The organism is Clostridium beijerinckii (assembly GCF_008705175.1).
Taxonomy (GTDB): Bacteria; Bacillota; Clostridia; order Clostridiales; family Clostridiaceae; genus Clostridium; species Clostridium beijerinckii.
Window position 1 is genome coordinate 2,882,314 of record NZ_CP043998.1, and the last position, 12,373, is coordinate 2,894,686.

Below are 12,373 nucleotides of genomic sequence, written 5' to 3' on the forward strand. Positions count from 1 at the left end.
AAATTTTTAACTATATATTAATATATTACATCATATAACATAATTTATCAAATAATATTTATTATTATGTTACATAAGTATTATTGCAAAACTAATAATATAAATAAGAGAGGAGATGATATAATTGACATATAAAAAGAAGGAAAAATCGATACAAAAAACTGGAGATATGTCGCAATCTAAAGTTAAATCTTTTGTTGAGAGAGAAGAAACAACAAACAAGGTGGTATCTAGGGGGAGAGATATTACAATTAATCAAAAACATTAAAATTTAATCTATCTCAAAATATTAAGTAAAAATTAATAGAAATTTAGTAGAATTCCATTCTACTAAATTTACTTACATATATTTTGAGATAGAAATTTTCCTATTATAAAGATTTATCTAGTTTTATATGATAGAATTAGATAAATATAGAAAGAATTAAGGAGGACAAGTTATAAAAAAGTTATTATTATTTTATTAATATATAATACATTGTTATTGTAAACTACTAAAAATATTTATTTGTAATACGGAAGGATAGATAAAATGTCGATAAACAGAAGTGCACCAGAAAATTTTTATTATGACAATGCGGAGAAAACTAATAAAAATTTTATTTATAAAAATCTTAAAAGAAGTAAATGTTATAACTGTAATTTTTCAAACTCAAATTTTGATTTTGCTAGCTTAAGAGGGGCTCATTTTAAGAAGTGTAATTTTTTTAGATGTAGTTTTAAAGGAGCAGAGTTTATAGGGTCGAATTTAAAAGGATGTAAGTTTAGAGAAGCTAAATTTGAAGACACAGTATTTGAAGGGGCAAATTTAGATGGAGTAAATTTTGAAGATGCTAAATTCAAAAACACAATATTTGTAAACTGTGATGTGACTAAGGCTAAGAATATAAGTGAAGATAACAAGAACATCAGACTTTTTGATACAATGCCAGAAGTTGAAATAAGCGGTGAATTAGAAAAGTTGATTTCAAATGTGATGGAAAATGAATTTATAAAAAAATCAAGGGTTTTTGATACTAAAGATGGAAAAATAAATACGTTATCTTTATTAATTCTAAAAGAAAAATTTGATGAATCAACACTTTTAGAAGGTCTACATTATATTAGATATGAGATTGATAGAGATTTTTATACATTAAGTTATGTTATTAGGCTTATAGAAAATATGTAAATGGTAGAAAAGGAGTATTTCGTTTTAAATGAAAGCTCCTTTTTTGAATTCTTAAAAAAGGAGTTAATAATAATAGATATGCAAAAATACTTTTTTTATGAACCTATTATTTTGCAATTAATATATATTTATTGAATATCTATATAGTAATAAAAAATGATGATGTTATTATTTTTGAAGGAAGAATATAGATGGAAAAAAATAATTTAATTAAACTAAAATATAATAAATCTTCAAAAAAAGTAAATTCAAATAATTTCAAGATATATACTCCTGAAATGATAGAAAAGTATAAGGATTGCCAAAGAAGATTATTAAAAATTAATGAGGATAAAGTCAAGGCAAAATTCCTGCTATATAGAAAGATTTATAATTACTATTCTCAAGAAAGTTATCTAGATATTAGCATTGAAAGAATTTATATTAAATCGAAGTTAGACTCATATACCTTTGGAGGATGTGGAATAGGTGCATCAATTTTAGCAGGATTAACAGCAAGTGGCATTTTTTCTTATATAGATAATTATATAAAGAAACTTAGTCCGACTTTCTTGGGTATATATATTGTATTGATTTTAGTATTTGGGCTCAAAATTCTTTCAAATGAAGATAGTAAGGTAGAAATGTATAATATGTTTTTAGAAGTATTAAATAATCTAGAATATGATAAAAATGAAAAATGAGGATAATTAAAATAAGGATAAAAGTCTACAATAGTGCACAATATATTCTTGTAGAAAGGAAGTGTTTATAATGAGTAATGAATCAAAATCAAAATCAAACAATCTTCAAAGCTTTTCTAGTACAGGTGGCACTAGTGATTCTAATTTATCTAGCAAAGAAGAACTTAGAGAACAAAAAAGTGCAGGGTGTAATCAATGGGATTCTGTACCACGTACTTATGACAAAGAAGAGTCTACACATAAACATGAAAAAACTGCTACTAATAATCAATGGACATCTACATCTAAGTAAGAATTTACTGTAATAAATACTACTTTAAATAAAGAGGGAGTGGATATTATGAGTGAAGAAAATAAAAAACGTGAGTCTGATAAAATGAATGATGGTTATTATGATTATCAAGGTGGATATATTTCTTATGACCCTGAAGTTTTAACAGAGCATTATACTGTAAAAGGATTTGAAGGTAAAATAAAAGATAAGCAATTATCAAATAGTAAATGGTGTTAATGAATAAAAATATAAATTAAGTATATATATTAATATAAAATACTTAAAGTTTCCTTCATATAGATTTGCTGTTACCTATATGAAGGAAACGATTTTTATGAATCATACTATTATCAATAAACTACGATATTATATTTTTAATTACTTAAACTTTTAAATTGAAAATATCCTAATATATATTTATTTATATATTATTCTATATATTAACACATTGTTTAAGTCTATCAAAAGTTGACTATAATTTTTGTAAGATTTATAATTTATTTATTAAAGGGGAAATGAGGAATTTTTATGGTTTTTTTAGAAAAATTATCTTTATTCAATATGAATCATTTCAGGAGATTATATAATAGGAGTGAAGATGCATATTCGTGCGATAAAAGCTTTTTTGAAATTTATAATGATGAATCTTTTATAGTAAAATATATAATTCGTAAACAAATTAGACTTTTTAGAGTTAATAGTGAATATGTGGGATATATATGGTACGAATATCCTTCGTATAATGGTTTTAGTAATATATATTCTATATATTTGAAAGATGAATATATACATTTAATTAATTCTAAAATCTTATCATTTTTTAATGCTAGTGCCTTCAGATTCGATATGTTAGCAAACTCAAAGGCTTCTTTTATAATGAAAAAATTAAATTTTGATGTTAATTCTAATAACATTTTAATGAAGATAAGGACAAGCAATATTAAAAATAATTTTTGTGAAAATAGAATATTTTTTAAACACTTTAAAGAAGGACAAGATGAAGAATTAAGATGCAGAATTCAAAATTCGGTTTTTAATGAAAAAAATAGAGTTCCTTTAACGATTGAAGATATATATAGGGAAGAAGAGGAAGACTATTATATAAAAGATTTTGGTGTTTTTATATGTAACAATAATGGACAAGTTGTCGGATATGGTCAAATTATTTTCAATAGAGGATTTTATACTATTGTTAATTTAGGAATATTAGAAGAATACAGAAAACATGGGTATGGAGAGTTATTGGTTAGATATCTTATAGATTTATGTTATAGAAATTCTATAAAAACTGTTTATATAAGAGTAGAAAAGAATAATTTAAAAGCCTTATCTTTGTACACTAAAATTGGATTTAGGGAATATCAATCTTTTATTAGTTGGTATAAAAAAATTAATTAATTAGCGTTAGGAGTTGTCTATGAGTATAACTCCTTTAATTATGCATAATTATAGTCTTTTATTTAGAATTATTATTTGTTATAATACTATAGAAATTGTAATTTATACGGAGGAACAATAATGAACTTTGATATAGAAAAACTAGATAGCCAAATGGCTAGTGATGAAAAAAAATTATTCTTTATACAAACTTATGGTTGTCAAATGAATGAAGAAGATTCAGAGAAGCTTTCAGGTATGCTTAAAAGGATGGGGTATGAAAATACTGAGAATAGAGATGAAGCATCTATAATTATATTTAATACCTGCTGTGTTAGAGAAAATGCAGAAAATAAAGTTTTTGGAAATCTTGGCGCTTTAAAAAAGCAAAAGGAAAAGAATCCTGATTTAGTTATTGGAATATGTGGATGTATGATGCAGCAAAAAGGGATGGCTGACGATATATTAAAGAGATTTCCATATGTAAACATAATATTTGGAACTCATAACTCGTATAAGTTTCCTGAATATTTAAATAGAGTTAAAACAGAAGGTGTTCAAATTAAAGAGATTATTGATAAGGAAACCGAAATAGTAGAGGGGATACCTATAGATCGAAAAAGCGATATTAAGGGCTTTGTAACTATTATGTATGGGTGTAATAACTTTTGTACATATTGTATAGTTCCTTATGTTAGAGGTAGAGAAAGAAGTAGAAAGCCAGAAGATATAGTAAATGAAATAAAAGATATGGTAACAAGAGGGTATAAGGAAGTAACTCTTTTAGGACAAAATGTTAATTCATATGGAAAAGGATTGGAAGAAAATATTACTTTTGCAGACCTTCTAAGAAAAGTTAATGAAATAGAGGGACTTGAAAGAATTAGATTTATGACTTCTCATCCAAAAGATTTAACTTTAGATGTTGTATATGCTATAAGAGATTGTGATAAAGTATGCGAGCAAATTCATTTACCAGTGCAAAGTGGTTCTGATAGAATTTTAAAAGAAATGAATAGACATTATACAAAGGAACAATACATCACATTGGCAAAAAAGATAAGAGCTGAAATTCCAGATGTAACATTTTCTACTGATATAATCGTTGGTTTCCCTGGAGAAACTGAAGAAGATTTTAGTGAAACATTAGAGCTAGCTAAAGAAGTTCGATATGATGCTGCTTTCACATTTATTTATTCGAGAAGAAATCATACTCCGGCGGATAAAATGGAGAATCAGATACCAGATGAAATTAAACATGAACGTTTCAACAGATTAGTTGAGATAGTTAATACGGGCATAGCTAAAGGAAATAAGGATGCAGAAGGAAAGATATATGAAGTCTTAGTTGAAGGTTATAGCAAAAATGATGAAGCAAAACTAACAGGTAGAACGAGGAATGGAAGACTAGTTAACTTTGAGGGTGGGGAAGACCTAATAGGGAAATTAGTTAATGTAAAAATAATTAAAGCTAATTCGTTCTCTTTAATTGGAGAAGTTGAAAAGTAAAAAATAAATTTATGATTTAAATAAAATGAATTTAAAATAGTCTGTATAGATTCTTAATAGGAGAGGTGTTATAACTTTCCCTAATGATCATACAGACTATTTTCTTTAGTTGGTTAAAATAAAAAAACATGAGTATATACGAACATCTGTTCTTAAACTATAAAAATAGCATTTTTGTTCAGCATACATATTATTGCTTTTATAATTTGAAAAAAATATAAATTATAGGTTAAAGAACTTCAATGTGGGGTTTATCAGATGATAAAAATAAAAAAATATTTCATGCTGTGATGATATCTTGTGGAATAAATGCCATTTTTATCACCTGAGAACATTTGTTCTGTAAAATATAAGAATTAATTTGTTATTTTTTAAAATATATAGATAAACAGTTTAAGGATTAGATTTATTAGATGAATATATTTTCAAATTTACTAAGACTTTAAGTTTGTATATTCACAAGAAATCATAAATATATTTGTGGAGAAAACCTTTGAAAATGAGCTTTTAAAGGTTCTTAGCTGTAGGTCGTTCCAGCTTAGCTTGTCAAACTGAAAGTTGGAACGTGCTAAAGTGGCTACAACCTGCTGCTTAGAACCTTAAGCGATATTTTCATAGCTTTTCGGAACAAAATATTTATGATTTCGGTAAGTTATCACATAAATTTAGTTTTAGAGTTGGATATCTATAAAGAACTTATCTTTTGATTGTGACAATTGTTTAATTAGTTTTTGATTATATCTACAAATGAACATTCTATTGCTTTTTTTAGATCATTTGGATTCATTTCTATTTGAGAACCTATTTTTCCTCCGCTAAATACAATTGTATCAAATAATAATGCGTTTTCTTGAATAAAAGTTTTAAATATTTTTTTCATACCGAGTGGGGAACAGCCACCTCTAATGTATCCTGTTACTTTGTTTATATCTTTAACATGAATCATTTCTATATTTTTTTCGCCTGCGATTTTGCTGGCTTTTTTCATATCTAATTCTTCAGCAACTGGAATAACAAAAACATAAAATTCTTTAGAATGACCTTGAGTTACTAAAGTTTTAAAAACTTGATTAACGTCTTTTTCTATTTTGTGTGCAACTGCAACACCATCTATCTTACCATCATTATTTTCGTAGCTGTGAGTTATGTAATTTATTTTATTATTATCTAGAATTCTCATAGCATTAGTTTTTCCTTTTCCTTGAGCCATAATTTCAACATTCCTCCGTAAGTTTTAGTTTATATTCATTACTAATGATTAATAACATTGTTTATTTAAATTATATCATAAAAGCAGATATAGTTTTTTATTTTGAGATTATTTCTATATGTGAATTTTAGATACAAAAATTATCTTAATTTGATCAAAAACTGAGTTTGGTTATTGTGAATTTGAACTTTCGTTAAATGTATAAAATATAGTATTGAATAACGTTCGAATTTATTTTTTTATCAGAATCGAATGCTATTTAATGGAGATATAATCGTAAAATTGCGAGAGAAAACAGTACAGTGATAATTATTATCAATATGTAAATAAAAGAAAAAATTGATAGTGTTTAAAATTAATGTTTTTTTATATGAAAAATAATTTGTTTTTTATTTCAAATAAGATTAAAAAATATTCTTTTAGAATTTATGATTGAAGTTATAAATTTGGATTGAGTTTTAATAACCTATGATATTTGAAGAACTGAATTATAAAAGTCTATTATAAAGTATTGATTATAAATGGCTTTTAATAAGAAAGCACAGGGATAATTCTGATATTCATTTAAATGCAAAGACTAAAATTATAATAAAATCAACTAAATTATTATAAAAATAGCTAATAATTATTTCGCTAAATATACATTTAGCGAAATAATTGCATAAATTTATGATATTTGATATAATATTTTTAACTTAGTATGAAATTACTTTATTAGAATAAATTTTATCAATGATAATTTAAATTATTAGTATTGTAACTTAATTAATAAGAAATTTATAAATGTTGCAGGTGAAAAAATGAAATACGATATTCAGGTTCTTAAGAATAATAATCTTCCAGAAAGTTTAGTTGATTTTTTAAATTATTTAGAAACGATTAAAAGTACATCTATAAACACAATTGATGGGTATAGAATAGATTTGACTATATTTTTTAGATTTATGATGATTTATAAAGGGAAAGTAAATTCTGACTCTGTTGAGTTTGAAGATATAGATATAAGCGTTATTGATGATGAGTTTTTAAGAGTTATAAAACTTAGAGATTTGTATGCGTTCCTTTCTTTCACAGAGAAATATAGAGATAACAGTTCATATGCTAGAGCTAGAAAAGTTGCTACTCTAAAGTCTTTTTTTAAGTTTCTTTTTGGGAAAGCTAAAGTGATCACAGAGAATCCGGCTTTAGAGTTGGAATCGCCCAAAATAAATAAGCGTCATCCTGTATATCTTACTCTAAATCAAAGCATCCATCTATTAGAATCATTAAACAAAAATGATAAAAATTACTCCAGAGACTATTGTATTTTGATGTTCTTTCTGAATTGCGGAATGAGACTTTCGGAGCTCTGTAGTATTCAAATTGATAAAATCAGAGATGATACTCTTACTATCATAGGTAAAGGAAATAAAGAAAGAACTGTTTATTTAAATGATGCATGCCTTAAAGCTTTAGCAAATTATTTAAATGTTCGAGATGACTCTAAGGCTTTGCCGGATAATAAAAAGTTTTTATTTTTGTCATCTAGAAATGGTCCTATAAATAAACGTACGGTTGAGATAATGATAAAAAAACATATAACGAATGCAGGGTTAACTGATGATAAATATACTCCACACAAGTTGAGGCACACTGCAGCAACTCTTATGTATAAGTACGGAAACGTAGATATAAGAAGCTTGCAAAGTATATTAGGTCACACAAATATTTCGACTACCCAAATTTACACGCATGTTGACGATGATTCGTTGAGAGATGCTGTAAAATCGAATCCTCTTTCAAAATTGTAAAGCTTATTATTAAAATTTATGATAAAACTTTACTACTACTCTCCTACTATACTTTGGTATGGTTTAAACAAAAAAATAAAAGGTTACTTTATTTTCTATCGTAACCTTTTCATGCTTAATATAAATGCTTTTAGTGTTGTGGTCTTAGTGTGTTTCCGTACATTTTTCCAAACTCGTCAACATATGCAGGTTCTTTTCCTTCATAAACGATAAGAGTATTTCCCTTTCTATAATAATAAGGACTCGTATTGCTATTTGCATTATTGCTACTAGCATTCATTCCATTTGGTACGATTCTATTGATGGCCCATTCTAGCTCTGTTGGAGAATTATACTCGTATATTCTAACTACATCTCCACCTAATAAATAATCTGTTTCATTTCCTTTAAAATAATCATTTTTATTAGTGTTAGTTGATTCTTTAATATCATATCCGGCATTTGTGAAATCGTTTTTAAAATCAGCGGCTCTGTATGTTGTATCATTAGTAGTTAGACCTGTTCTATCCCTCGTAGTATCTGAAGTCGATCCGGCTACATTGTTTTGATTAGTATCCCCTACTGCATTATTTTGATTGGTATTCCCTCCTACAGTTCCATTTCCTGCTGCGCCTTGCATATTTCCGCTAGTTCCACCTTGCATGTTTCCGTCAGTACCATTTTGAGCATTATTAGCGCCAGTACCTGTTCCATCTACACTTCCACTTCTAATGCCATCGTTTGTTATGTCGTTTTGTCTAGTGACATCATTATTTGTTCTTGTTCTTGATATGTTACCACACCCAAACAAAGATATTGAAACCAAAAGAATTGCTGTCAAATTCAACGCTAAAATAGATTTTCGCTTCATAATAATTCATCCTTTCTTGTGAAATCTTCTACGAAATTATTATGTGAAATAAAGCGAAAATCTATGCATTTCTTTAGTGTAGTTTACAAGCTTCTTTTATTCGATTGATTTTTTTAATCTTCTAACTCCAGGATATACTTCTTCTGTCATTTCATCGAGGATCAGATCATCATCTAAACTGATCTCATCTAAATATTCAATATGATCAAAAGCATCTTCGTAAGCGCTGTCTTCAAGATTAAAGTCCTTTACGTCAATGTCATTTGATGTTTTTACAAACTTATTATATATAGATTTTAAATCTAATTTATCTTCGTTAATTTCATGTAATTCATCTTCACTTAAGGATGCTTTTAAGTCATTTAAAAATTCTTCTTCTAGTAATTCGTTCTCTTCTTGTGTTTTTGCAATGTCTTCTATTTTAATGGCTTTTGTATCTATGCCGTTGATTTGCAAACACTTACCACAATTATCACATATTTTATTTTCATAGATATCGCAATAATCATCATCAGTATATTTATATGTCATTTAAAACACCTCATTTTTTTATTATGGAAACTTAATTATACCAAAAACAATAAATTAAATCAATTTTTTTATCGAAGATAGAATATCAAATAAAGAATAAGATAATTTAACGTAGATAAATTATTAAATGCAATCTAATTATTTAATCTAAATTATATCATTCCATTCTATATATTTACTAAGTATAACAACAGCCTTTTCTAGGTAAGTCTTTTCTACTTCAGTAAATCTTTCGAATTCTTCACTATCCAAGTCTAAAACTCCAATAAGATTTTCTTCTTTAATTATAGGAATGACTATTTCTGAATTTGAGGCAGCATCACACGCTATATGCCCCTCGAAATTATGTACATCTTTAACAAGTAAAGTTTCTTTTTCTAATGCAGCTTTTCCACAAACCCCCTTCCCTATTTCGATTTTTGTACAAGCAGGCATTCCTTGGAACGGTCCTAATACAAGAGTATTATTTTTAACCAAATAAAAGCCACACCAATTTATTCTATCTATAAGCGCATTAATTAATGCTGATGCATTACAAAGCTTTGTTATTGGAGAATCTTCATCTCCTTGAATCAAACCTTCAAGCATTATAAGCATGTTGTCTAATTTACTTTCTGTACTCATGCCTTCAAAAATTTTAATATCAAACATATTTACTACCGCCTCACTTTGAAACTATCGTCCCAAAAAAATAATTTTATAACCTTAGTTATTCTACTATAAAATAATACTACCATTTTTAATTAATTGGAATACTTAGTTAATAGATTGTATTCCAATTTAGTGTTGTATCTAAACCAAATACATACTACCTATAAACACTTTAGAACACAAGTTTGCTATGTTATATAGTATATGTTATAATTATTAGAAGAATAGTGAGGTGTTTGTAATGTCAGACGAAAAAGATAAGCAATCAGAGATATATGAATTTTTAAAAAGTTATACAGAGAGCAAAGGTTATCCGCCTTCAGTAAGAGAAATTTGCGAAGCAGTCTCTTTAAGGTCAACTTCAACTGTTCATGGACATTTAAAAAGATTAGAAAAAAAGGGAATGATTAAAAGAGATCCTTCTAAACCAAGGGCTTTAGAAATAGCAGAACTTTCAATGCCGAAAAAAGAAATGATTAACATTCCTATTATAGGCAAAATTACAGCAGGTTCTCCAATACTTGCAACTGAAAACATAGAAGACACATTTACGCTTCCGTTGGATTTTATAAAACATGATAGAGAATTGTTTATGCTGCGTGTTTCTGGCGAAAGCATGGTTAATGCAGGTATTAGAGATAATGATTTAGCTATTATAGAAAGTGCACAAGCAGCTATAAATGGTGATATAGTAGTAGCTTTAATAGAAGATAGTGCTACAATAAAAAGATTTTTTAAAGAAAAAGATCATATTAGACTTCAACCAGAAAATGATGCTATGGATCCTATAATAGTAGATGATTGCATGATTTTAGGAAAACTTGTAGGTATATTCAGATCATTTTAAACAAATTACTTTGTTATTGATTTCGAAATTATATTATAAGATAGTAAATTAATAGACTATTAAATTTTATGATCTATAAAATTTAATAGTCTATTTTTAATTTTATGCCCACTGACATATTGGGAAGCTAGTGATAAATTAGTGATATTATTTATTGACTTCTAATACTTTGCTCAACCCAATAAGTATTCCTATTTTTCCATGATCAAAGTTTAATCCGCCTTGAATATATGCTATATATGGCTCTCTAACTGGTCCATCAGCTGATAATTCGATTGTTGAACCTGAGATAAATGAGCCAGCAGCCATTACAATTTCACTATCATATCCAGGCATTGCCCATGGCTCGCATACTGCAAATGCATCTATAGGAGATCCGGCTTGTATACCACTACAAAAATTAATTAATTTTTTAGCATCGCCAAATTCAATTGCTTGAATTATATCAGTTCTTTTATCTGTTGATGAAGGAAATACCTTAAATCCTGCAATTTCCATTACACGAGCGCAGAATATTGCTGTTTTTACAGCTTCTATGGCTACGTGAGGAGCGGAGAACAATCCTTGATATAAACTTCTCATAAGTCCATATGTAGCGCCATATTCGCCTCCTACACCTGGCACAGTCATTCTATTGGCAGCTGCATCAACATACTGTCTCTTTCCAACGATATATCCTCCACCTGGAGCAATACCTCCACCTATATTCTTCATAAGTGATCCAGCCATTATATCTGCACCATATTCTGTAGGTTCTACAGGTTCAATAAATTCTCCGTAACAATTATCCACAAATATAATTACATCTTCTCGTATTTCTCTTATATGTCTAATAACTTCAGCTATTTCAGAAACTAGAAAAGATTTTCTTGAAGCATAACCAGTGCTTCTTTGAATATGTATAAGTCTAATACTTGGATCATTTCTCAATGCTTCTTGAATTTTATCAAATTGAAATTTACCTTTATTATCTAAATCTACTATATCGGTTTTAATTCCATATTGATCTAATGAACCAGCGTTTTTCTTTTCTGATAGTCCAAGAACGCCAAGCAAAGTATCATAAGGAAGTCCAGAAACACATAAGATCTTATCTCCAGGCATAACATTACCAGCGATAGCACATCCAATAGCGTGTGTACCACTAACAAAATGTGGACGGACAAGTCCGGCTTCAGTATTAAAGATATTAGCATATACTTTATCTAATGAGTCACGCCCTAAATCATCAAGTCCATAACCTGTAGTATTTGTAAAGTGAGAGTCGCTAATTTTTTCTAATTGAAATGCTTTCAGTACTTTAAGTTGATTAAATTCTCTAATTTCATCATATTCTTTAAATTGAGCTTCAGTATCAGATAAAGCCTGTCTATATATTTCAAATGTCCTTTCGCTAATATTATAATTCTTAATTAAAAATTCTTCTGTCTTTTTTAACATATCTAAGTCTCATCCTCCAAAGTTTAGAAATACTCAAAAA

Annotated in this window: 14 protein-coding genes; 9 read left to right on the forward strand and 5 right to left on the reverse strand. The window is 27.5% G+C overall.

The window, feature by feature from the left end:
• The first annotated feature begins 124 nt into the window (after positions 1–124).
• The 7 genes from F3K33_RS26375 (at position 125) to miaB (ending at position 5,014) form a co-directional block, all read left to right on the forward strand.
• Entirely contained in the window at positions 125–268 is a 144-nt protein-coding gene (locus F3K33_RS26375; protein ID WP_017211617.1) for a hypothetical protein, read from the forward strand.
• 264 nt (positions 269–532) lie between these two features.
• Positions 533–1,171 carry a pentapeptide repeat-containing protein gene (locus tag F3K33_RS13030; RefSeq protein ID WP_039770943.1) on the forward strand — a complete coding sequence of 213 codons (639 nt, stop codon included), beginning with the start codon at positions 533–535 and terminating at the stop codon, positions 1,169–1,171.
• 191 nt (positions 1,172–1,362) lie between these two features.
• Entirely contained in the window at positions 1,363–1,854 is a 492-nt protein-coding gene (locus F3K33_RS13035; RefSeq protein ID WP_039770945.1) for a hypothetical protein, read from the forward strand.
• A gap of 70 nt (positions 1,855–1,924) precedes the next feature.
• Positions 1,925–2,146, forward strand: a complete 222-nt coding sequence (locus F3K33_RS13040) for a hypothetical protein (RefSeq protein ID WP_039770947.1) — start codon at positions 1,925–1,927, stop codon at positions 2,144–2,146.
• A 48-nt stretch (positions 2,147–2,194) separates the two neighbouring features.
• Complete coding sequence (locus F3K33_RS26380) at positions 2,195–2,365, forward strand: hypothetical protein (RefSeq protein ID WP_012058764.1); 171 nt, start codon at positions 2,195–2,197, stop codon at positions 2,363–2,365.
• Between the two features lie 291 nt (positions 2,366–2,656).
• The gene (locus F3K33_RS13045) at positions 2,657–3,526 is read left to right on the forward strand and encodes a GNAT family N-acetyltransferase (RefSeq protein WP_039768923.1); all 870 of its coding nucleotides are present in this window, start codon (positions 2,657–2,659) and stop codon (positions 3,524–3,526) included.
• 120 nt (positions 3,527–3,646) lie between these two features.
• Positions 3,647–5,014 carry a tRNA (N6-isopentenyl adenosine(37)-C2)-methylthiotransferase MiaB gene (gene miaB, locus F3K33_RS13050; RefSeq protein ID WP_012058766.1) on the forward strand — a complete coding sequence of 456 codons (1,368 nt, stop codon included), beginning with the start codon at positions 3,647–3,649 and terminating at the stop codon, positions 5,012–5,014.
• Positions 5,015–5,738: 724 nt separating this feature from the next.
• Here miaB and ybaK read toward each other — a convergent pair.
• Positions 5,739–6,224 (reverse strand): Cys-tRNA(Pro) deacylase, encoded by a 486-nt coding sequence (gene ybaK, locus F3K33_RS13055; RefSeq protein WP_023976155.1) that lies wholly within the window; start codon positions 6,222–6,224, stop codon positions 5,739–5,741.
• An 800-nt stretch (positions 6,225–7,024) separates the two neighbouring features.
• On the opposite strand from ybaK, the gene F3K33_RS13060 reads away from it, so the two are divergent.
• Positions 7,025–8,014 carry a tyrosine recombinase XerC gene (locus F3K33_RS13060; protein ID WP_039768920.1) on the forward strand — a complete coding sequence of 330 codons (990 nt, stop codon included), beginning with the start codon at positions 7,025–7,027 and terminating at the stop codon, positions 8,012–8,014.
• A gap of 130 nt (positions 8,015–8,144) precedes the next feature.
• On the opposite strand, the gene F3K33_RS13065 is transcribed toward F3K33_RS13060, so the two are convergent.
• The 3 genes from F3K33_RS13065 to F3K33_RS13075 all read right to left on the reverse strand — a co-directional run bounded on the left by F3K33_RS13065 (position 8,145) and on the right by F3K33_RS13075 (position 10,046).
• Positions 8,145–8,864, reverse strand: coding sequence for a hypothetical protein (locus F3K33_RS13065; protein WP_039768918.1), 720 nt, complete (start codon positions 8,862–8,864; stop codon positions 8,145–8,147).
• Between the two features lie 96 nt (positions 8,865–8,960).
• The gene (locus F3K33_RS13070; RefSeq protein ID WP_039768916.1) at positions 8,961–9,395 is read right to left on the reverse strand and encodes a hypothetical protein; all 435 of its coding nucleotides are present in this window, start codon (positions 9,393–9,395) and stop codon (positions 8,961–8,963) included.
• Between the two features lie 147 nt (positions 9,396–9,542).
• On the reverse strand, positions 9,543–10,046 hold the full coding sequence (locus F3K33_RS13075) for a free L-methionine (R)-S-oxide reductase MsrC (RefSeq protein WP_039768914.1): 504 nt from the start codon (positions 10,044–10,046) through the stop codon (positions 9,543–9,545).
• 241 nt (positions 10,047–10,287) lie between these two features.
• Between F3K33_RS13075 and lexA the strand changes: the two genes are divergently transcribed.
• Positions 10,288–10,893, forward strand: a complete 606-nt coding sequence (gene lexA, locus F3K33_RS13080) for a transcriptional repressor LexA (protein ID WP_039768911.1) — start codon at positions 10,288–10,290, stop codon at positions 10,891–10,893.
• Between the two features lie 147 nt (positions 10,894–11,040).
• Here lexA and F3K33_RS13085 read toward each other — a convergent pair whose 3' ends face one another.
• Entirely contained in the window at positions 11,041–12,333 is a 1,293-nt protein-coding gene (locus F3K33_RS13085) for a methionine gamma-lyase family protein (RefSeq protein ID WP_039768909.1), read from the reverse strand.
• Between the last annotated feature and the right edge of the window lie 40 nt (positions 12,334–12,373).